Origin of the sequence: Rickettsia massiliae MTU5, from assembly GCF_000016625.1 — a bacterium.
Taxonomy (GTDB): Bacteria; Pseudomonadota; Alphaproteobacteria; order Rickettsiales; family Rickettsiaceae; genus Rickettsia; species Rickettsia rickettsii.
In genome coordinates, this window is the sequence record NC_009900.1 from 263,630 (window position 1) to 285,014 (window position 21,385).

The following is a 21,385-nucleotide window of genomic DNA, read 5'->3' on the forward strand; positions in this document are numbered from 1 at the left end:
TAATCTATTCTTTAATATAAATTTTTATACTGTCGCTTTCGCCGCTATCGCTGATAGCTCTAATAATAAATTCACCAGCTTTTGCTTTCCATATTACTGCTTCGTTTGGTTTTGCGGTTGCTATTAATTCATTTTCCACAAACCAAAAAATGTTGTTGGTTTTATTATCGCTAATCGCACTAAAAGTAATGTTATCACTATTTTTAATTGAATGTACGGAATTTTTTAACGGGTATATAATTTTAGGTTTTTGATGATGCCAATTTATCAACCTATTACAATGGTTTGTAGGTATCGGTTTCGGTAATATATGTATTCCTGCTTTTTGATAAACCGACAGCATATCTGTTGGCCATAAATTGACTGTTTTATATTCTGTTTGTCCTTTAATAAAGTTACAAGCAGGCATACCGGTTTTTAAATCTATCAACATTTTTCTATAAATACCGGATTGTTTTATCGGTGATTTGCCTTTAATGAATAAGGTTTCTGCTTTAACCGGACACATATCGTTATCGATATCTCCCGTATCTGCACAAACTTTTACTTTAGTAATATTTAGTGCATTAATTTTTGAAAGGATTAAATCCTCATCTTTATTTGGTCTAGCTATGGATTCAATAATATTAAAGAATAAAGGGGCTGCAGAAATATTACCCGTAAATGTCCCGTGAGTTTGCCCTTTGAAATCCCCAACCCAAACAGCAAGTACGTATTTTCCGAATATGCCGACGCTAAGTGCATCTCTAAATGAGCTGGAAGTACCTGTTTTCCAATAAATCGGTAAGTTATGCCTTGTATTATTATAGGTAATAGGACGAGTCGTATCTTTTATAATATCAAGTGTTAAATAGCTTGCCTCGGGGGATAGTAGTACGGTGTCCGTGTCATCCTTGTCCTCTCCTGTGTCATTCCCGCGAAAGCGGGAATCCAGTAAATCATATGAAATTTTTGTTCCAATATTTAGGTCATTTTTTATGGATTCCTGCTTTCGCAGGAATGACATAGGAGAATCCAATACTTTTCTAAGCGGTTTATAAGTACCGAAATTAGCAAGCATAGCATAAAGAGTAGTTAACTCTTCAAGAGTAATTTCTGCTGTGCCGAGTACTATAGATAAACCATAATTTTCAGGTTTTCGTAAGCCGCTAATTTTTGCTTGTTGTAAGAACTCATAAAAATTCGGTTTTTTTAACTTAGACGCCAGAAAGATTACAGGTACGTTACGGCTCTTTATTAACGATTCTCTAGCACTTAAACCGCCTGCAAACCTACTATCAAAATTTTCCGGTTTATAATGATCGTAGTAAGTAGGTGTATCCTTTAGTAAAGTTAATGGATGTATTAGTGATTGATCAAAACTAAGTGCATAGACAAACGGTTTTAAAGCTGAGCCTGGAGATCTATGGCTTTTAGTGCCGTTAATCTGTCCACAAATATCGTTATTAAAAAACTCTCCGGAGCCAATACTTGCAAGCACTTCCATAGTAGTAAAATCAATAAGAATTACGGAGGCATTATTAATGCCATATTTTTTCCGATCATTAATATATAGCCGCACTTGTTTTTCTATAGTAGCTTGCAGATTTTTATCTATAGTAGTGCGTATAATAGGGCTATCATTATTTGCTAGTATGTCTAAAGTAAAATGCGGTGCAATAAAAGGAAGCTTTTTATTTTGATTAAATTTAATCGGCAAACTAATTAACTGATTATAAATAATATCTTGTGGGTGAATCGTGAGCCACTCGGTAAATAGATATTTACGTGCTTTAAAAATATTAATATCATTCCCGCCTCTTTTAAGCGGATTTTGTGGGATTACTGCAAGGCTTAGAATATCGATCAAATTTAAATCTTTTAGGTCACGGTTGAGGTAAATATAACTGCCGGCTGCTATCCCTTCAATATTACTACCGTAAGGCACTAGATTTAGATAACCTTCTAGGATTTCATCTTTTGAATAATGTAGCTCTACATGAATAGCTTTAATGATTTGATGGATTTTACCAAGAATAGTAGAAGAGTGTATTCCATATCTTAAACGTGCTACTTGCATTGTTATAGTAGAGCCGCCTATTTTACGATTATTCTGTAAATAAGTAGAATAAAAAGCTTTGGCTAAAGAAACGGGGTTAACGCCAAAATGCTCATAAAAATGCTTGTCTTCATATAATAGTACTGCGTCTATAAAACTTGCCGGTATTTCACGTATAGGAGTGAATATCCTATATTTATCGTCTTTAGAAAGCGAAATACGCATTAACTCGCCGTTTCGGTCAAATACTCTTTGTGAGAAACTTACGTCTTTAAGTAAAGGTGCAGGAGGAATAGCAAAATATAATATTATAATGCCGCTGATTGTAATAAAAAGTAATTTGGTTTTGAGAGACAAAGTATATACCTTATAGTTTAATGTCATTCCCGCGTAGGCAAGAAAGCGCGGTTGCGTGGAACGATTTTTTCGTCATTGCGAGGAAAAACTGTAAGTGTTGACGAAGCAATATTGGAAAAATTCCTGAGATTGCCACGCTCACTAACGTTCGCTCGCAATGACGACTTGGGTATTCATGCTGGAATGACATCATAATGACATCATGTTATATAACAATCATTATAAAGCATTTTAAAAATAATGAAATTTTTAATAATATAGCTTGCATGTATAGAAGTAATATCGTATAATACTCTACGAGATTTTAATCAATTAACCAAACGTTAACAAAATTAAGCTTTACACTTCCTATAAATACTAAAATATCATATAAAATCCACGTTACTATCCTATTTTATAGCCCATCAATATAAAGCCCATCAATATAAATTTTTGACATAATATTTCTTTATGTATCATTATCTTTAATAACAAACAAGTATTAATATTTTAAGTAATTGTTAAGATTTCAAGAGAAATTAGATATTATGGAAAAAATATTAAATCTATAAATTCTAAACTTACAAAATTATTCTTACTTAGCTGTGCTAATGCTGCAATCCTTACCGCTGTGACCAAGGAAGCAAGAGCAGATATAGAAATCTATGATATATTAAACCATACTGCTGACTACCAAATATTAACTCCTGCTCAAAAGCTTAATGTTATAAAAGGAATTCAGGACCGTACGGATTTTGGTGACCTTGTTGACGATCTTATGCCGGGGGAAAGAAGATTATTCAATAATGAAATAATAGAAGTCACTAGACTTCAAGCAGTTGCTCTTGTACTTAACGGTGCTAGAGAAAGAAGAGAAGTACGTGCAGCCCGGTGTTGAAGTTGTTGATTTTAACAGGTGATACAGCAGTAGAAACAGGACGTAACGAGCAAGAGATGGCTCTAGAAAATAGACTTCAAGTATTGGAAATCCTTGCTAAAGCTGAAGGGGCAAATGCTGTCAGTATTAACGATAAAATTAAAAAGGCTATACATTTTAATAACATAGAAAATTTAAATACACCTTTGGAGCAGTTAAAATATATAGCTATGACAGGCGGTGTAGATGCTAATGACGATTTAAAAGTTGTAAATAATTATGTTGAAGCTCCTTTAACAACAGAAGCTTTTGAACATGTATTTTTTGGTACTAATATTACTGATCCTACTGTAAGAAGCATCGATATTAATGCTAAATACTCTGAATCAGGAAACAGTCCTTTATTAAATAAGTTTAAAAGCGTAGCTACTCCGGAAGCAAAACATAAATTATTAGATCAATTTAAAAACTATGTTAATCAAAACTTAGTTGAGCTTGAGTCTAAACAATCTAGTATTCCCATAAGACCATCCGTAATGAAGTTTTAGCTGATCCTGCAATAGTAGTTAATTATTTAGAGCAGATGAAAAGAAGCATATATTGATAACGGTAAAATTAAGATAGTGAATGAAAACGATAAGGTAGTTGATGAGCAAGGTCTAAAAAGTTATAACAAGATTTTGAAAGATGTCGTTTTAATAACTAAAGATTTGGATGGTAAGAAAATGCTTTAACAATGAGCGATCTGGCACTTGTCCTAAAAAAGACTGTAGGTGAAATAAGAATAGATAATGAGGGTCTAGTAGGTCTTGTAATATAGCACCTCAAGCAATGGCAGGAGTAGTACCGCCTCCTCCGTCTCTACCGGGTGGAGTAGCAGCTCCTCCTCCGGCAGGTGTAGGTATAAGACTTGCAATAGCTAGGGATATAGCAAATCTAGATGCCATAGGTGATGATAACTAAAATTAGTAGGTTATAAATCTAAAGGCAAAAGAAGATGCTGCATTAAGGGGAAGAATAGCTGCACTGGCACCGGTTGTAGGCAGAGCAGTTGCAGAAGTTCTTGTAGCTCCGAATACTTTAGACAGAATATTTCATAATGAGATGTATTTAGCTAAAAATAATGGAAATCCCGGAAAGCTAGAAGTAAGAACATTAGGTGCAGAAACAGATTTAAGGATTACTATCAAAACACTTTTAACTTTAGAAGAAAGGAAAAGTCCACTCGAGTCTTTAGCATTATTTTCAGAAGCAAAGCCTGATAAAGCACAATTAATGATACAAGCTGAGAATATTTGGAATAGACTAAAAGATGATAATGTAATAAAGCAAATTTCAAGGCAAGCTTTAACTTGAAATAATAAAATAGCCAACCAGGAATTTTTTAAAGAGCTATTTAATGAAGAAGAACATAATGCAATAGACCGTTTAAACTATACTTTTGATACATTACCGCTGGACTTACAAAATCATATTACGGCAAGAAGTACTGAAATAAAAATAAAAGATGAACTACAAGATAAGAAAACAATTATATAAAGAATAGATTATATTGCTAAAAATGAAAATGTTTTAGGAGCAAATTCTTTAAATAATGAAATAGAGAGAATTGTTGATAATTTTAATACTTTAAAATTTTCCGATGTACTAGATCTAGCTCTTAATAAAGGAGACGTACGCGATAATATAGCCCTTACTCCTAAAGTAAACGTAAATACTCAAATAAATAATTGGATTAATAACAATATTGTTAATTTAACAGTGGAAAGTAATATAGATAGCGGCTAACATTTTTACAAAATAAAGCTGCACCGGCAACATTATCAAGAATTTATGAAACGGCAGTTAATATTAACGCTAGATTACTAAGAAAAGTTTTAGCCGATAATGCAGTTGGTTTATCTAAAGCTTCTAAAACCATTACAGAGAAAAATATAACAGACGCCGTACAAAATAATTTTAATGCAAAAATGAAAGCTTTAATACCTAATACTAAAGATTTCTCCCAAGAGGCAATTGTAAAATTTCTTAATATAATAAGTGATGAGAAAATAGAAGCGGTATTAAAAGGAGTAAAAGCAGCGAAAGCTGCTAATACCCCTGTTTGTGGCACCGGTAATAGTGGTAACAGGTGGACACACCGCCACTACCTACGAGGGTAGGATATAATGGGCTTGGTATGGACGGTTTAGTCAGAAAGAGGAACAGTCTAAAGCCTATCGAAAATCTTTTTCCTAAAAAAAATGCTGCGGTTGCAGTGGCAGTAGCTTATATTGCTCCTACTTCTAAAATAGGGGAAAAAATATGAAACCGCTGTTCAAGCTATAGCAGCTTCAGTTGACACGGATTTAAAAAGAGAGTTAGCAATAAAGACTCAAGGAAAGGAAAAACTAAAAGCATTAATTGTAGAAGAAGTTTTTGAGAAATATACAACTAAAAATGCAGATGCACTTGATGTTAATATAAATCAATTAACTCAAGCTATAAAAGAAGGAACCAATATTGAGTTCATAGGTCCTAAAAGAGAAGTAGCAAGTTATATATAGATCAGGCAACAAGAAATCTATGTGTTAGAATGAATCAAGATGCAGGATTAATGCAGTAACTTAAAGCGAATAATTCTAGGTTAGCAGCAATTATAGAAGCGGCAGCTATAAATGAAGCAGAAGTGGCTACAAGACGTCCTAAGTCAGGCAGCAGCACAAGCGCAGTAGCAAATGGAGACGTAAGCTATGGTGGAGTAGTTGTAGTAGCTCATGCTGTTGCTTCTGTGGCTTCTGTTGCACTATTGGTTTTACCGGCAGATCCTGAAGAGGACGCAGAAGAGGTAATAGCTGTTCCTGCAGTTGCAGCTCCATTAGCACCGGCACCGGTAGTTATTAATATGAAAGATGTAGGGGTAGTTCCCTACCTCCGGTGGAAGAAGCTCCACATACTGGTGCAGAAATTATGATTGTTCAACGTATAGAGAGGATTGTTCCTGTAGAGGGCAATATTGAAGGCTTTGATGATGATTATAATATAATACAGCGAGCGAACAAAAGTAGAAGTATCTAGTAGTACAAATAAATCAGCATCTAAGGATTCTGAAGTTAGCCTTGACAACTCGAAGCAAGAGGAAGCTAGACAAGAAGAGGAGGCAAAAGTAGTTGCTTCTATAAAGGAAGCTGTAGAAGCAAGCATTGCTGGAGCTGTAAGAGTTGAAGCTGCTGGAAGTTGTAAAAATGCAAAATGCAGTAAAACAAGACGAAGAAATGATTGGAGCAATATATAATCCGATTCATGATATCACTCAAATGAGCTGTAATATTATATCGCATAGAATGTTCTCTAGTGCTGCGGTTGCTGCGGGGATGAAGATGCAAAAGTGTTAGATAAAAGCCTTTGGATTGCAGGTACTTACGGTACTAATATGCAAAAAGGTTTTGCCGGTTATAAAGGTCATGCTTCGGGCGGGTACTATAGGTTTTGATATTGGTTCTGATAACTACAAAGATTTAGTCGGTATTGCTTATACTAAATTGGATTCAAAGTTTAAATCTAACGGTAGTAGGTCAAATACTAATATCGATAGCCATATCGTAACTTTATACGGACAAAAAGAATTACCGAAAAACTTTATGATATAAGCTATGTTTGCTTACAATCATAATATAGTAAAGAGTAAAATCAACCGTTTAGGTACTATTGCAACCGGTAAATATAAGAATAATAATTATAACTTTGGAACTTTATTAAGTTATAATCATCTTATGAATGGTGATATTACTTTTACTACAAATCTTGGTATAAGATACGGCCACTCTAAAGACGATACATATCAAGAAAGTGATGTAGGTATTCAGCATTTGAGTATCGCTTCTAAAAAGCAGCATTTATGGAGCGGTATTTTAGGCGGTAAGGTAGCTTTAGCACCGCAGAAAATAGCTGAAGGTTTCAGTGTCACGTCTGCACTTCAAGCATCTGTAGAACATTACTTTAATGACAATAGGAAAAAACTTAATGCTAAAGTAAAATGGAAAGATAGAGAAGTTAATGACACTATCGCATTACCGAAGCAACCTAAAGTCGCTTATAATATCGGTGCTAGCGTTTTAACTGAAAAAGATAATGTAAGCGTATTACTTGAATATAACTGTCATTTACAAAAGAAATATCAAAGCCATCAAGGCTTTATGCAGTTGAAAGTGAAGTTATAACAGCCAAAATCGTCATTGCGAGCAAAAACTGTAAGTTTTGACGAAGCAATCCAGTAAAAAAATGCTATAAATTAGCATTTTTTTTATTTTTTGTGGATTGCCACGCAGCCTACGGCTGCTCGCAATGACGATTATGGACCCACGCTAGCAATTGCACTCCCAAGAGTCGTAAATAATACTTATTACTCGTCTCTTACTACTAACACTGATATATCTGAATGACGGACGATTTTAGAAGCATTAGGTCCAAGCATATAATCTTTTAATTGTAGTCTGACTGCAGATATTATTATTAAATCGGCTTTAATTTCATTAGAGTGCTTAATTATTTCATCATAAACGGCACCGCTACCTATATAATAATCTGTTTCAATTGCATCGGGAATATATTGTTTGATAAGCTCTTTAATTTGAGCTTTATACTTTTCTTTTTTCTCCGTTCTCCAATTTTTAGGTAAGTAATCTTCAAACATTTTCGTACCGAATTCAGGAATTACATACATAAAATGTAATTTTGCTTGAAAGTGCGTCGCAAGCATTAAAGCCTTAGAAAGAATACCTTTTATAGATTTTTTATCATTTAAATCTATAGGTATAAGTATATTTTTAAATATAGTATTTTCAGACATAAGATATTGTTAGTTTTTGTTTCTTACTGAATCATGTTTTGGTAGAACAAAATTTTTAGTATCGGCGAAATAGTTAATGTCCAGGTTATTTAATAAGTAATTAGAAAGTTTAAAATTTGCTACGTTTCTATGAAAAGCTCCGATAAATTTATCTAAAATATTACGATTCGCCTCATCTCTAGTTACTAGGATTGCTGATACTTTTACTGTAGTTTGATCATCGGTAATCCCTGGATATAGGCCCTTATGAAGTATGGCTTTATGAAAAGCTCTATTTTGTTTTATTACTTCCGTTATTTTATCATTGTCAATTGAAACGAAATCAATTCCACACTTATTAGCTATTAAATTTACTAAGGGGTTAGAATGTCCAACCATCATTATTATAGCATCTATTTCCTTATTACAGAATTTATCACTAGAATCTTCATAATTAATGTGTAGCTCTTCAGGTTCCTTAGCAAATTTATATAAAGAACGTACGGCATCATAAGTAATATTACTACTGGAAAATGCCGGACCGTTAGTTATTTTTTTTCCGTCAATATCAGCAAAAACTTTTATTTTATCCTCATCTTTTACAATAACCGTAAAAAACTCATCATGTAGATTAAGCACCTGACGTAAATTTTGCATTTTTTCTTGATCGTGATAATAACCTATGCCCTCATATGCTTCTACTGCAATATTAGCTTGCACTAGGGCTAAATCAATTTTGCCTTGTTGTAATAATTTTAAATTTTCTATACTACCGTTTGTTGCAACAACTTCGCATTTAATATGTTCATTATTTTTATCGTCATTTGTAATAGTCTTGCATAAATCAAGTCCAATAGCATAATATCCTTTTAAAATAGAGCCGGTACCGATTTTAATGACTTTTGGAGCAGCATAAATATTACTGCAAATAAGAAATATGCTAATAATAGTCGCTAGTTTAAAATTGTTCATAAAACTAATTTGCATTATTTGCGGTATTTTGGTCTTCTTTATGTTCACCAAGTTTTAGTTCTAATAAATTAATAGAACCGATATTTATTCCTTTGTCTGAAAACTCAATATCAAACTTAGCTTTTTCTATATTGTTGTAAGCCGAATTTGAATCATTTTGCTCTGTATTTAATTGCGCGTCGGAAGCTTTATTAATTGTTTTAATTATTTTCTTAGAAAAAATAATATTATTCGGTAATAATTTATCAACTATGGAATTATAATTTTCCAGCTCAAAATGTAGTTTTCCTTTCGGTAATTTATTGGCAAAGAGTTGTAAAGCACCGTTTAAATTAATTGTAGAATCATTATCACAAGTAAAAATAAATCTTTCTATATTAAAATTTTGTAAAATAGCTGAATCTTCTCCGTCTTCAGCAAATTTTAAAGAAGCAGCAATATCTAAATTAGCATTTTTAAAATTCAAAATATCTTTTTCTGAATAATAATTCATATTTAAAAATAAGGATATATTTTCCTCACTTGCTAAATTCTGTTTTCTTATAAGAAATGCTAAATCATTAATTTTAAAGATTTCTTGATTATCTTTAAATATCAATAATGCTTTATTATTTAACTGAATTGATTTTAATATTTCTTTTAAATTATCATCTTTTGATATTTTATATAAAGGTTTATTAAATTTTCCTATACCCTTTAGGTCATCATCGCTGCGTACATCATAGGTAAATGTTTTGTCGCCGTAATTATCGACTTCTCTAATAAAAGGACCGAAATTAAGAGCGGCTCTTTTAGTACTAAAAGCTATATTTAGGACAATATTTTTGCATGTAAATTCTTTAGAATTTACATGATCAATTAATTTTACTTTAGGATCCGTTACGGTAATTTTCCAATTAAAAGGATAGCCTGAAAACTTAACTGCATTATAAGATATTTTAAGATTATCAGATTCAGAATTCTTAATTAAACTTACAACGTTATTTTTTATAGTATATGCAGTTGCAAACCATATTATAGTAAAGGCTAAAAACACAAAAAGAAGTATTTTACGTATCACTTTTTTAATCCATTATAATTTTATATTACGAGTAGCAGAAGGAAGGCGCACTTTTATGCCGTCTAATTCTTCGGTTAAAATAATTTGACATCCCAATCTAGAAGTGTCGGTAAGACCAAAGGCTAAGTCAAGCATATCTTCCTCTGCTTCCGTAGGTTTTTTTAATTTGTTGTAAAATTCTTCTTCTAAAATAACGTGACAAGTAGCACAAGCAAGCGATCCTTCACAAGCTCCCTCAAGGTCTAGATCGTTACTATGGGCAATTTCTAAAATAGAAAGCCCTATCGGTGCTTCTACTGTTTTTTCTTCTCCATCATTTATAATAAATGTTACTTTTATTTTTCCTGACATTCTTCTTATTTTTCCTTATCTAAATTAGTTCGATTAATTATATATTATAATATTTTATATATAACTGAGGCTATTTAATTTGATTGATATTTTTGCCTTTTAGCAAATCATTAATTATTATATTAAACTTTGTATCCATAGATTTTTTTATTTTGGATTTAAACTCTTTAATAGAATTATTAATTAAGATCCGATCTCTAGCGTGTGCGGCTTCTTTTATATTATCTAATAAAGAATTAATTATAGATATCTCACTTTCCGATAATAAAGTTGTTAATTCCGCTATAGCACGTTCTATGCTAAAGATTAAAGCCTCTGCTTTAATTACTGCTTCTTGTAATAATCTTGTAGTATAATCTATTTTAGCATTTTTATACGCGTTTTCTAACATAATATCAATCTCTGTTTTATCAATACCGTGATTTGGCTTTACTTCTATAGCATGTGATGTATTGCTGATTTTCTCATAAGCAGAAACGGATAATATACCGTCTGCGTCAATAGCAAAAGTAACTTCGGCTCTAATATATCCTGCTTTCATAGGAGGAAGTCCCTTTAACTCAAATCGAGCTAAACTGCGGCAATCGGCAGCCATTTCACGTTCACCTTGCAATATATGAAATTGTATACCGGTTTGATTATCGACATAAGTCGTAAATTCTTTTACTACCGAAATAGGAATCGGAGTATTATGCATGATGATTTTTTCAACTATACCGCCATATAATTCCATACCCAGCGATAAAGGTGCTACATCAATCAATAATGAATTGGTATGGGGTGCTATTAAATTTTCTGCTTGTAATGCAGCCCCCCATACAACTGCTTTATCAGGATCGATATCTGATAGAATATCTATTTTAAATGCTTTATATAATTCGTCTTTTATTAAAGGAATGCGGGTTGCACCCCCTACTAAAATAACTCCGTCTATATTTGGATTTCCTGCTTGTTCTAAACACTCTTGAGCTATATTGATAGTACGTTCTACTAAAGGTAAAATTAATTGCTCTAATGTTTGCTTATTAATTGATATATTATCATTATTAAAACTATCTTTATATGTTAAAGTTTCTTTTGCTTTTTTTGCAAGTTGTAAAGTATCTATAGAATTAGGTAAATCAAATTTATTGCAAAGATATTGTGTAATTACTACATCTATATCGTTGCCACCAAGCATATTATCGCCGTTTGTTGCTATAACTTGAAAAATACCTTCTTGTATATTAAGAATAGATACGTCAAAAGTGCCGCCACCTAGGTCATATACTAAATAACAGCCTTTTTGATTTTTGTTTAAGCCGTAAGCATAGGCAGCTGCAGTAGGTTCGGCAATTAGCCTTAATACTTCAAAACCTGCTATTTTAGCCGCAAGCATTACTTCGCCTCTTGCTGCATCGTTAAAATGTGCAGGTACTGTTATTACTGCTTTAGTTAGATTAGTCTTTAATTGTTCTTCTGCTTGATTTTTTAGGTAAATAAAAACTTCTGCTGCAATTTCGGGTACTCTCAGTTGTTTATTTGCAAAATTTAGCTTAAGCTCACTACTATTTACATCTAGATAATCTTTAACTAACGAAAAAAGTGCCGGAGTATTTAGAATTTCTTTTAATGTTTTACCGAAGAGTCTTTTAATAGAACGCAGTCCTTTATTCTTACCTATAGTAAAATTGTTACTTGTAAAATCTATAGTAGTTGGGATTAATTCTTTATCATCTATAGATTTAATAACTTTAACTTTTCTATTAGCTGCAATAGCTATTAATGAGTTAGTAGTGCCAAAATCGATACCGACTGCTATTTGCCGTTCTTGCTTAAAATCAGCTTGCTCCGGTTCCCTAATTTCTATTATTTGCATGATTTTATTTTTTCTTGCAGTTTATGCAGCAATGTCCTAATATATTTAAGCTTGCTAGTTTTTATAGTTGCGTCTGATAGATTTTGTTCTTCAAAAGCTTGTTTTAAAGAATCAATTTCAAGCTTTTTCATTAATTCATATTTGTCTTTTATTTTTTCTAAATCACTAAATAAGATAGTATTTTCGATTATTTCCATTTCATCCCAGAATATGCTTAATTCTAGCGGCGAAAGTAAACTACGTGTTTTTTCGTCATTCAAATTTATCTTTTGCAAAAGTAGCATATATTCAGCACGCTTTAAGGCATCTTTAAGAGTAGAGTAAGCGTTATTTAATTCAGCCGCAGTAATTAGATTTTGTTCCTTTTCCTGCAAAGTTTTTGCTTTATCGGGATGATATTTTACCTGCATAGCAAAATATTGCTTTTCTAATATCTTTAAATTAATATTATATTCTTGCGGAAGTCCTAATAATTGAAAATAATTTTGCACTTTTCCTTTTTTGTAATTCTAAACTGCTCTATCATATATCAAAAATTAAAAAAATACAATTATGGAAGTAGATCTATTATATTTTGAAAAAAAATATCATAACTGTATTGTAGCAGGTATAGATGAAGCAGGTAGAGGACCGCTCGCAGGTCCGGTAGTAGCAAGTGCCGTTATAATAGATAACGCCAATATTATAACGGGCATTAAAGATTCTAAAAAGCTTTCCAAAAAGACAAGAGAATTACTATATGAACAAATCACTAGTAATTATGTTTGGGCAACTGCTATTATTTCTCATACCGAAATTGATGATATTAATATATTAGAGGCAACTAAAAAAGCTTGTTCTATTGCTGTGGCAAATCTTAGCCTTGAGCCAGAAATAGTGTTAGTGGACGGTAATATGCAGTTTAAGGATGAAAGATTTGTCAGTATAATTAACGGTGATAATTTATCATTATCGATTGCTGCGGCTTCTATTGTTGCAAAAGTTACTAGGGATCGTTTGATGCTAGACTTAAGTGCTGAATTGCCTCAATATTTATGGCACAAAAATTCCGGCTACGGTACCAAAGAACATATCGAAGCTATTAATATACACGGCTTATCACCGTATCATCGTAGGAGTTTTAGGTGTTGTTAATGGTATTGCCTGTGTGGACACTGAATCGTCATTGCGAGCAGCCATAGGCTGCGTGGCAATCTCATAAAATAATAACAAACTCCTGAGATTACTGCGTCAAAATTTACAGTTTTTCCTCGCAATGACGATGACGATTTTGGTACCCACAACGCACACCATTAACTCAACTCGAGTGCCGCCTCTTCTAGAGTTTTTAGCTGATCACGAAGTTTTGCGGCTTGTTCAAATTCAAGATTACTTGCGGCTTTAAGCATTTCTTTCTTTAATTTATCAATATGGGTTTTTAGCTTAGCAGGATTATCAAATAAAGTATGAGCTTGTTTTTTATCAAGCTTACTATCGATTTTCTCAAATTCTGCTAAAGCGTGAATAGTACGGTTGATGGTTTTTGGAATTATGCCGTGTTTTGCATTATATTCCTGCTGAATTTGCCTTCTACGCAACGTTTCACTAACGGCTTTATCAATAGATTTAGTCATTTTATCGGCATAAAGTATAACTCTACCCTCGCTATTTCTTGCAGCTCTTCCTATTGTTTGTATTAACGATACTTCCGACCGCAAAAACCCCTCTTTGTCTGCATCAAGTATAGCAACTAAGCCGCATTCAGGGATGTCAAGCCCCTCCCTTAATAGATTAATACCGACTAAAATATCAATAGTACCTTGTCTTAAATCTCGTAAAATCTCTATACGCTCTAGAGTATGAACGTGAGAATGTAAATAAGAAGTTTTATATTTTAGCTCCTGCAAATAGGCGGTTAAATCTTCTGCCATTTTTTTAGTTAAGGTGGTGACTAGAACACGAAAACCTTTAGCGATAGTGGTTTGAATTTCGCTAATTAAATCCTCAATTTGGTTGGTAGCGGGTTTAATAATACATTCAGGATCAAGCAGCCCCGTAGGTCTGATAATCAATTCTACAACCGTGCCGCCGGTTTCTTCTAACTCGAACGGTCCTGGAGTTGCAGATACAAACACAGTTTGTGGTCTAAATTTTTCCCATTCTTCAAATTTTAAAGGTCTGTTATCAAGTGCAGAGGGTAGACGAAACCCATGCTCTACCAAAACTTCTTTCCTTGCGCGATCGCCGTTATACATCGCTCTAATTTGCGGTACGGATACATGGCTTTCATCAACAAATAATAATGCATCTTCTGGTAGGTATTCGAATAATGTAGGAGGCGGCTCACCGGCATTACGTCCTGTGAAAAAGCGAGAGTAGTTTTCAACGCCTTTACAGTTGCCGGTTTCCGTTAACATTTCAAGATCATATTGAGTACGTTGATTTAGCCTTTGAGTTTCAAGTGGTTTGTCTTGTGACTTTAAAAACTCTAAGCGTTTTTGTAATTCTTCTTCAATACCTGATATGGCATTATTGACCGTTTCTTGAGGCATCACAAAATGTGAATTACCAAAAACCATAGCTTTATCGAGCTTAGCAAGTTTTGCACCTGTTAGGGGATCAAATTCATGGATATATTCGAGTTCATTACCGAAAAACGATAAACGCCAAGCTTTATTGCTGTAATGTGAGGGGAAAATATCGATGTTGTCGCCTTTAACTCTAAAACAGCCACGCTCAAATCCGATATCGTTACGCTCATATTGTAGATTTATCAAATCGTTTAGTAGCTGATCACGAGGGTAGCTTTGACCAGGCTCTAGATTAACCATCATTTGGTAATATAAATCGGGAGAGCCAAGCCCGTAAATACAGGAAACGGAAGAAACTACTATAACGTCACGACGCTCTAATAGCGATCTTGTAGCGGCATGACGCATTAAATCAATCTGTTCGTTAATTGATGAGTCTTTTTCTATAAAAGTATCGGTGCGTGCTATATAAGCTTCGGGCTGGTAATAATCATAATATGAGACAAAGTATTCAACGGCATTCTTTGGAAAAATCGATTTCATCTCTGAATAGATTTGTGCAGCTAAAGTTTTATTATGAGCCATAATAAGAGTAGGACGATTAGTTCTTTCTATAATATTTGCCATAGTAAAGGTTTTGCCTGATCCCGTAATACCAAGCAATATTTGTGAGCGTTTTTTGCTACTTAACCCTGCTATAATTTCATCTATTGCTTTTGGTTGATCGCCTGCTGGTTTATATTCTGAGATAATAGAAAAATTATTCATGCATTTTTACTTGCTTTAAAAACTATAGTTTAAGATAATATATTATAAAATCTAACAAAAAAATATAACATTATGAATAAAGCTATATTACACACAATTATTATTTATACTCTCGCTAGTTGTCCTTATTGTATAAAAGCTAAAGCATTGCTTGATGAGAAAAATGTTGCTTATGAGGAAATTGAAGTAAGTAATTTTACTCAGGAAGAGAAAGAAAAATTTATTAAGAAATCCGGTGGAAAAAAGACCGTCCCGCAGATATTTATAGATAATATGCATGTTGGCGGTTGTGATGCTCTGTTTGATCTTGAAAAAGAGGGAAGGCTAGATAAGCTGTTAGAAAATCAGCCAAAGAAGACTTCACCTGCTGCCGGAGCGTAATTAATAAAAACGTCATTGCGAGGAAATTACGAAGTAATTGACGAAGCAATCTCAGGAGTTTGTTATTATTTCATGAGATTGCCACGCTCCATACGGTCGCTCGCAATGATGATTTAGTATCCACGCGAGCAATGCCCGCTCGTAATGATGCTGAAAACTACAATCAAAATGTCCAAAAACAAAACTCGCAAAAATTCATTCTATCTACTTCTGCCGTATTTATGGTCGAAGGATTTTGATATACGCCTGCGTATTGTTACCTCTCTTATTTGTCTAGTCATAGCTAAAGTAATAAATATTTTCGTTCCTATTGTTTATAAATATATAATAGATGGGCTAAATAAAAACTTTGCTCTTTCGGTTATTATCGGGATTATTGTTGCATATGGCGGAACAAAAATACTTGTTCAAATTTTCAGTGAATTACGAAATATCATTTTTTCAAAAGTAGGGCATCAAGCAACTCGCTTAGTTGCTCTAAATGTCTTTAAGTACATGCATAATTTAAGTATGCGTTTTCACATTACTAGAAAAACAGGGGGCTTAAGTAGGTCAATAGAGCGTGGTACTAAAGGTATTGAAGCGGTACTGCGGTATTCGTTATTTAATATTTTTCCGACAAGCGTAGAAATTATATTAGTCAGCGGGATGTTATGGTATGTTTACGGTATTTGGTTTGCCGTAACTATTTTAATAACAATGATAGTTTATGTTGGTTATACTTGCCTAATCAGTACTTGGCGTATTTCTTTTGCAAGGGAAATGAACCAAAGCGATAACACCGCCAATAATAGAGCAATCGATAGTTTACTGAATTTTGAGACCGTTAAATATTTCGGTAATGAAGAATATGAGGCGATAAAGTTTAATGAGGCTTTACAAACTTATGAAAAATCAGCTACTAAAACTACTAACAGCCTATCGATTTTAAATATCGGGCAGGATGTTATAATATCCTTAGGGCTTGTTACCCTTATGATACTTTCAGCAAATGCTATTAACCAAAATAAAATGACCGTCGGCGATTTAATAATGGTTAATACTTATCTATTTCAGCTATCAATTCCGCTTTCAATACTTGGCTTTGCTTATAGAGAAATTAAAAACGCTCTAGTGAGTATGGAAGATATGTTTAAGCTGCTTGATATACCGGCAGAAGTAGAGGATGCTTTGAACGCTAAGGAGCTAATTATCTTAAAAGGTGAGGTTAGTTTCGATAATGTTCGCTTTGCTTATAATCAGGAACGTCCGATTTTACATAATATAAGTTTTACGATCAAGAGTGGTAAAACTTTAGCAGTAGTCGGTAGTAGTGGGGCAGGGAAATCGACGATATCACGCTTGCTTTTTAGGTTTTACGATATTAATAGCGGCAATATTACTATTGATGGTCAGGATATACGAGAAGTCACGCAGCAATCGCTGCGTAAATCTATTGGAATTGTCCCACAAGATACGGTACTGTTTAACGATACTATATATTACAACATCGCATACGGTAATAATGCAGCAAGCTACGATGAGGTTATAGCAGCCTCGAAAAATGCTCATATTCATGAGTTTATTAGCACGTTACCCGAAGGGTATGAGACGCAGGTAGGCGAGAGAGGCTTAAAGCTTTCGGGCGGTGAGAAACAGCGTATTGCAATTGCAAGAACCATCTTAAAAAATCCAGCAATATATGTTTTTGATGAGGCAACAAGTTCGCTTGATACTAAAACCGAAAAGCTAATTCAAGCAAGCCTTAAAGAGATCTCGGCTCACCATACTACCCTTATCATTGCCCATAGACTCTCAACTATTATCGATGCAGATGAGATTATCGTTTTAGATAACGGTTATATAGTTGAGCGGGGCAACCATAAAACCTTGCTACAGCACCAAGGCTATTATGCCGAACTTTGGTATAAACAGCAAGAAGAGGAACATTCTTAAAAGTTATCATTATATCAACTACAAGCTTTATTAAGTGGTTTGGTAAAACCAACTCGATGTCATTGCTGCGGGGCATTGTTGCGCGGATGCCGATGTCATTTCCACGAAAGCGGGAATCCAGTAAAAAATGATAAAACAAAAGAAAATTACATAAAAATTTAGTATATAATTTGCTTAAAAAACTAGATTCCCGCTTTCGTGGAAATGACATCGGCATCCGCGCAACAATGCCCCGCAGCAATGACATCGGTAACTTAGAAACAATGCTACGATTATAAATACAAGCAATCCTTGAAAGAAATTTATTATGTCTCTATTATTAAATATAATTTATTAAATTTAAGGCTAAGTAATCGTGACTGATAAATCTTCTTCTAATTTAGTACCGGTAAATATCGAAGATGAGATGAAAGTATCTTATCTTGATTATGCTATGAGCGTTATAGTAAGTAGAGCTATACCGGATGTTCGGGACGGCTTAAAGCCGGTACATCGCCGAATTATCTATTCCATGCATGAAGCCGGTAATCATGCTAGTAAACCTTATAGAAAATCCGCTAGAATAGTCGGTGACGTGATGGGTAAATACCATCCGCACGGCGATAGTGCTATTTACGACTCGTTAGTACGTATGGCACAAGATTTTTCCTTGCGTTTACCGCTTGTAGACGGGCAAGGTAATTTTGGCTCGATGGACGGTGATGCGGCGGCAGCAATGAGATATACCGAATCTCGAATGGCCAAAGTTTCGCATAAGCTCGTAGAGGATATCGATAAAGAGACTGTCAGCTTTAACCCTAATTATGATGGTTCTGAAGAAGAGCCTTCCGTACTTCCTGCAATGTTTCCCAATTTATTGGTGAACGGTAGCGGAGGTATTGCGGTCGGTATGGCAACTAATATCCCGCCTCATAATCTTGGTGAGGTTATCGATGCGTGCTGTTTATATATAGATAATAACGATATAGAAATATTAGATTTACTTGAAGTCGTTAAAGGACCGGATTTTCCTACAGGTTCAATGATTTTAGGCATTAGCGGTATTAGGTCGGCATATCTTACCGGTAGAGGTAGTATCATTATGCGAGGTCGAGCCGAGATTGAGAATATCGGTAATAACCGTCAAGCAATTATTATTACCGAAATACCGTATATGGTAAATAAGGCAAGGCTAATTGAGAAAATCGCTGAAATGGTTAAGGAAAAGCGTATAGAAGGTATAAGTGATTTACGTGATGAATCGAATAAAAACGGTGTAAGGATTTTTATTGAGTTAAAGAAAGACGTAGTTGCTGAAGTAGTCTTAAATCAAATATACGCATGTACGCAGCTACAAACTAGCTTCGGTGTTATTATGCTTGCTCTTAAAGACGGGCTACCGAAAGTGATGAATTTGAAAGAAGTAATTGCAGCTTTCGTTAGTTTTAGAGAAGTAGTAATTACTAACCGTACTATATATTTACTCAATAAAGCAAGAGATAGAGCTCATATTTTACTAGGACTCACTATTGCCGTTAGTAATATCGATGAAATAATACGTATTATTAAAGCTTCAAATGACCCGAATGCAGCTAAACAAGAATTAATGGCTTGTCAGTGGGAAGCATTAAATATCCTACCTCTTGTAAAGTTGGTTGATGATAAAGCAATGTTAAACGAACAGGGTAAATGTAACTTTACCGAAGTGCAAGCTAAGGCAATCTTAGAAATGAGATTGCAACGCCTGACCGCTATGGAGAAAAACAAGCTTGAAGAGGATTTAAAGAACCTCGCTACGGAAATCACCGAATATCTTAATATACTCGGCTCTCGTACAAGGTTACTTGAAATTTTAAAGGCAGAGCTCATTAAAGTTAAAGAAGAATTTGCGACTCCTCGTCTTACTTCAATTGAATTCGGCGAATTTGATCAAGATATAGAAGATTTAATTCAGCGTGAAGAAATGGTGGTAACCGTAACGCTTGGCGGGTATATCAAGCGTGTACCTCTCAGTAGCTATCGTGCGCAAAAACGTGGCGGTAAAGGAAGATCAGGGCTTTCAATGCGTGATGAAGATATTACCACGCAAGTTTTTGTTGGTAGTACTCATACTCCTATGTTGTTCTTCTCAAATATCGGTCAGGTTTATAGTTTAAAACTGTATAAACTGCCTTTAAGTAATCCGCAGGGCAAGGGTAGACCGATGGTTAATATATTACCGTTGAAAGCAAATGAGTATATTACGAATATTATGCCGTTACCTGAAAATCAGGATGAGAGGGATAATTTAAACATTATGTTCGCAACTGCCAAGGGTAATATCAGAAGAAGCGATTTATTAGCTTTCAAAAAGCTTCAGTCGAACGGTAAAATTGCTATTAGGCTTGATGAGGACGATAAATTAATAGACGTAAAACCATGTAAAGAAGACGAGCATATTTTACTTGCTACCAAAGCCGGTAAAGCTTTAAGATTCGCTGTTGAATCACTGCGTGTTATTAAGAGCCGTACTTCCGATGGGGTACGAGGTATGAAGCTTGCCAAAGAGGATTCCGTAATTTCTATGACTGTGCTTAAAGGTATTAGTAGTACAAAAGAGGATAGAGATGCTTATTTATCCGTGCCGTGGGAGCAGAGATTAGAGATTGCTAAAGGTGAGGCGTTTAATCCTGAAGAACTTGGCGTAAGCTTAACTGCCCCGGCTATTTTGGAAATGGCAAAGTCTGAAGAATTCATTTTAACCGTAACTGAGAACGGTTTTGGTAAGAGAAGCTCAGCTTATGGCTATAGAATTACTGACCGTGGCGGCAGCGGTATAATCAATATGGATATTAACGACAAAACTGGTTTAGTCGTTGGTGTTATGCCGGTTAAAATGGATGATGAGTTAATGCTAATTACCAATAGCGGTAAGTTAATTCGCTGTAAACTTGAGTCAGTACGTATTACGGGACGTAACACTAGCGGCGTAATCCTATTTAAGCTAGATGATGGTGAAAAAGTCGTGTCTGTCTCTTTAATTGCTGAAACTTCTGAAAGTGAAGAAGATAGTGAGTTAGAGGAAGAGGGATTAGAGCAATCTGAAGAGGTGTAAGGGCTGAGGCGTTGTTATGCCCGCATAGCTCTTAAAAAGCTCTCGATGTCATTCTTGCGAAAGCATTTTGCGTAGATACCTAAGTCATCATTGCGAGGAGGTATTGTTGCGTGGACCGGTAAAACCCACTGTGTCACCCCGTGGTCACACCACGGGATGACACAGAGGTGAAATTGATTCACGCAACAATACCTTGCGAGCAGCTATAGGCTACGTGGCAATCTCATGAAATAATAAAACTCCTGAGATTGCGGACGTACAAATTACTTTGTAATTTTCCTCGCAATGACGTTAATTTATTAATTGATCTGCTTTTAGTTAACAATACCCCCCAAAGAACTTCTAGAAAAGTATTGCAACACTAATTTTTCTCTCTATCATAACTGTATATTGAATTTATGAATATGCAAATATTAACT

The 21,385-nt window shown here is 34.3% G+C and carries 19 protein-coding genes and 2 pseudogenes; 12 read left to right on the forward strand and 9 right to left on the reverse strand.

Annotated elements, in window-relative coordinates; all coding sequences use genetic code 11:
• Window positions 1–4: 4 nt before the first annotated feature.
• Window positions 5–2,395, reverse strand: coding sequence for a penicillin-binding protein 1C (pbpC, locus tag RMA_RS01360; RefSeq protein WP_041404938.1), 2,391 nt, complete (start codon window positions 2,393–2,395; stop codon window positions 5–7).
• 610 nt (window positions 2,396–3,005) lie between these two features.
• Here pbpC and RMA_RS11885 point away from each other — a divergent pair.
• The 3 genes and pseudogenes from RMA_RS11885 to RMA_RS07530 form a co-directional block, all read left to right on the forward strand.
• Window positions 3,006–3,430, forward strand: a pseudogene (locus RMA_RS11885) (cell surface protein); the annotation flags it as partial.
• Between the two features lie 652 nt (window positions 3,431–4,082).
• Window positions 4,083–4,351: pseudogene (locus tag RMA_RS01380) on the forward strand (hypothetical protein).
• A 4-nt stretch (window positions 4,352–4,355) separates the two neighbouring features.
• On the forward strand, window positions 4,356–4,607 hold the full coding sequence (locus RMA_RS07530) for a hypothetical protein (protein ID WP_049749339.1): 252 nt from the start codon (window positions 4,356–4,358) through the stop codon (window positions 4,605–4,607).
• A 475-nt stretch (window positions 4,608–5,082) separates the two neighbouring features.
• Here RMA_RS07530 and RMA_RS01390 read toward each other — a convergent pair whose 3' ends face one another.
• Entirely contained in the window at window positions 5,083–5,364 is a 282-nt protein-coding gene (locus RMA_RS01390; RefSeq protein ID WP_081427861.1) for a hypothetical protein, read from the reverse strand.
• 18 nt (window positions 5,365–5,382) lie between these two features.
• Between RMA_RS01390 and RMA_RS09785 the strand changes: the two genes are divergently transcribed.
• From RMA_RS09785 to RMA_RS10560, 5 genes are all read left to right on the forward strand, one after another.
• Window positions 5,383–5,559 (forward strand): hypothetical protein, encoded by a 177-nt coding sequence (locus RMA_RS09785; protein WP_187145920.1) that lies wholly within the window; start codon window positions 5,383–5,385, stop codon window positions 5,557–5,559.
• A 360-nt stretch (window positions 5,560–5,919) separates the two neighbouring features.
• Window positions 5,920–6,204 carry a hypothetical protein gene (locus RMA_RS10545; protein ID WP_238375512.1) on the forward strand — a complete coding sequence of 95 codons (285 nt, stop codon included), beginning with the start codon at window positions 5,920–5,922 and terminating at the stop codon, window positions 6,202–6,204.
• A gap of 271 nt (window positions 6,205–6,475) precedes the next feature.
• Window positions 6,476–6,625: a hypothetical protein gene (locus RMA_RS10550; protein ID WP_238375513.1), complete on the forward strand. Its 150-nt coding sequence runs from the start codon at window positions 6,476–6,478 to the stop codon at window positions 6,623–6,625.
• Window positions 6,626–6,676: 51 nt separating this feature from the next.
• On the forward strand, window positions 6,677–6,880 hold the full coding sequence (locus RMA_RS10555) for an autotransporter outer membrane beta-barrel domain-containing protein (protein ID WP_238375514.1): 204 nt from the start codon (window positions 6,677–6,679) through the stop codon (window positions 6,878–6,880).
• Between the two features lie 3 nt (window positions 6,881–6,883).
• Entirely contained in the window at window positions 6,884–7,450 is a 567-nt protein-coding gene (locus tag RMA_RS10560) for an autotransporter outer membrane beta-barrel domain-containing protein (RefSeq protein ID WP_238375515.1), read from the forward strand.
• A 182-nt stretch (window positions 7,451–7,632) separates the two neighbouring features.
• Here RMA_RS10560 and RMA_RS01410 read toward each other — a convergent pair whose 3' ends face one another.
• The 6 genes from RMA_RS01410 to hscB all read right to left on the reverse strand — a co-directional run bounded on the left by RMA_RS01410 (window position 7,633) and on the right by hscB (window position 12,790).
• Complete coding sequence (locus RMA_RS01410) at window positions 7,633–8,079, reverse strand: universal stress protein (protein ID WP_012152515.1); 447 nt, start codon at window positions 8,077–8,079, stop codon at window positions 7,633–7,635.
• Window positions 8,080–8,088: 9 nt separating this feature from the next.
• Window positions 8,089–9,030 carry a TAXI family TRAP transporter solute-binding subunit gene (locus RMA_RS01415; RefSeq protein WP_041404940.1) on the reverse strand — a complete coding sequence of 314 codons (942 nt, stop codon included), beginning with the start codon at window positions 9,028–9,030 and terminating at the stop codon, window positions 8,089–8,091.
• Window positions 9,031–9,034: 4 nt separating this feature from the next.
• Window positions 9,035–10,090 carry a hypothetical protein gene (locus RMA_RS01420; RefSeq protein WP_041404534.1) on the reverse strand — a complete coding sequence of 352 codons (1,056 nt, stop codon included), beginning with the start codon at window positions 10,088–10,090 and terminating at the stop codon, window positions 9,035–9,037.
• Window positions 10,091–10,102: 12 nt separating this feature from the next.
• Window positions 10,103–10,441 carry a ferredoxin family 2Fe-2S iron-sulfur cluster binding protein gene (locus RMA_RS01425; protein WP_010423662.1) on the reverse strand — a complete coding sequence of 113 codons (339 nt, stop codon included), beginning with the start codon at window positions 10,439–10,441 and terminating at the stop codon, window positions 10,103–10,105.
• 70 nt (window positions 10,442–10,511) lie between these two features.
• Entirely contained in the window at window positions 10,512–12,299 is a 1,788-nt protein-coding gene (gene hscA, locus RMA_RS01430) for a Fe-S protein assembly chaperone HscA (protein WP_041404535.1), read from the reverse strand.
• On the reverse strand, window positions 12,290–12,790 hold the full coding sequence (gene hscB, locus RMA_RS01435; protein WP_012152520.1) for a Fe-S protein assembly co-chaperone HscB: 501 nt from the start codon (window positions 12,788–12,790) through the stop codon (window positions 12,290–12,292). The genes hscA and hscB overlap by 10 nt, the downstream gene beginning before the upstream one ends.
• A gap of 61 nt (window positions 12,791–12,851) precedes the next feature.
• Between hscB and RMA_RS01440 the strand changes: the two genes are divergently transcribed.
• Window positions 12,852–13,433 (forward strand): ribonuclease HII, encoded by a 582-nt coding sequence (locus RMA_RS01440; protein ID WP_041404536.1) that lies wholly within the window; start codon window positions 12,852–12,854, stop codon window positions 13,431–13,433.
• Between the two features lie 158 nt (window positions 13,434–13,591).
• Here the strand turns inward: RMA_RS01440 and uvrB are convergent, their stop codons facing one another.
• Window positions 13,592–15,577, reverse strand: coding sequence for an excinuclease ABC subunit UvrB (gene uvrB, locus RMA_RS01445; RefSeq protein ID WP_012152522.1), 1,986 nt, complete (start codon window positions 15,575–15,577; stop codon window positions 13,592–13,594).
• 72 nt (window positions 15,578–15,649) lie between these two features.
• Here uvrB and grxC point away from each other — a divergent pair, with 72 nt between their 5' ends.
• The 3 genes from grxC (at window position 15,650) to gyrA (ending at window position 20,966) form a co-directional block, all read left to right on the forward strand.
• Entirely contained in the window at window positions 15,650–15,958 is a 309-nt protein-coding gene (gene grxC / locus RMA_RS01450) for a glutaredoxin 3 (protein WP_014365335.1), read from the forward strand.
• Between the two features lie 168 nt (window positions 15,959–16,126).
• Window positions 16,127–17,893 carry an ABCB family ABC transporter ATP-binding protein/permease gene (locus RMA_RS01455; protein ID WP_041404537.1) on the forward strand — a complete coding sequence of 589 codons (1,767 nt, stop codon included), beginning with the start codon at window positions 16,127–16,129 and terminating at the stop codon, window positions 17,891–17,893.
• 355 nt (window positions 17,894–18,248) lie between these two features.
• Window positions 18,249–20,966, forward strand: coding sequence for a DNA topoisomerase (ATP-hydrolyzing) subunit A (gene gyrA / locus RMA_RS01460; protein WP_041404538.1), 2,718 nt, complete (start codon window positions 18,249–18,251; stop codon window positions 20,964–20,966).
• Window positions 20,967–21,385: the final 419 nt, after the last annotated feature.

What these genes read in the sequence shown, in the direction of transcription:
- RMA_RS07530 (WP_049749339.1), top strand. Translation starts at nt 4,356, where the DNA reads ATGTATTTAGCTAAAAATAATGGAAATCCCGGAAAGCTAGAAGTAAGA.
- RMA_RS10550 (WP_238375513.1), top strand. Translation starts at nt 6,476, where the DNA reads ATGCAAAATGCAGTAAAACAAGACGAAGAAATGATTGGAGCAATATAT.
- RMA_RS10560 (WP_238375515.1), top strand. Translation starts at nt 6,884, where the DNA reads ATGTTTGCTTACAATCATAATATAGTAAAGAGTAAAATCAACCGTTTA.
- RMA_RS01410 (WP_012152515.1), bottom strand. Translation starts at nt 8,079, where the DNA reads ATGTCTGAAAATACTATATTTAAAAATATACTTATACCTATAGATTTA.
- RMA_RS01415 (WP_041404940.1), bottom strand. Translation starts at nt 9,030, where the DNA reads ATGAACAATTTTAAACTAGCGACTATTATTAGCATATTTCTTATTTGC.
- RMA_RS01425 (WP_010423662.1), bottom strand. Translation starts at nt 10,441, where the DNA reads ATGTCAGGAAAAATAAAAGTAACATTTATTATAAATGATGGAGAAGAA.
- hscA (WP_041404535.1), bottom strand. Translation starts at nt 12,299, where the DNA reads ATGCAAATAATAGAAATTAGGGAACCGGAGCAAGCTGATTTTAAGCAA.
- RMA_RS01440 (WP_041404536.1), top strand. Translation starts at nt 12,852, where the DNA reads ATGGAAGTAGATCTATTATATTTTGAAAAAAAATATCATAACTGTATT.
- uvrB (WP_012152522.1), bottom strand. Translation starts at nt 15,577, where the DNA reads ATGAATAATTTTTCTATTATCTCAGAATATAAACCAGCAGGCGATCAA.
- grxC (WP_014365335.1), top strand. Translation starts at nt 15,650, where the DNA reads ATGAATAAAGCTATATTACACACAATTATTATTTATACTCTCGCTAGT.
- RMA_RS01455 (WP_041404537.1), top strand. Translation starts at nt 16,127, where the DNA reads ATGTCCAAAAACAAAACTCGCAAAAATTCATTCTATCTACTTCTGCCG.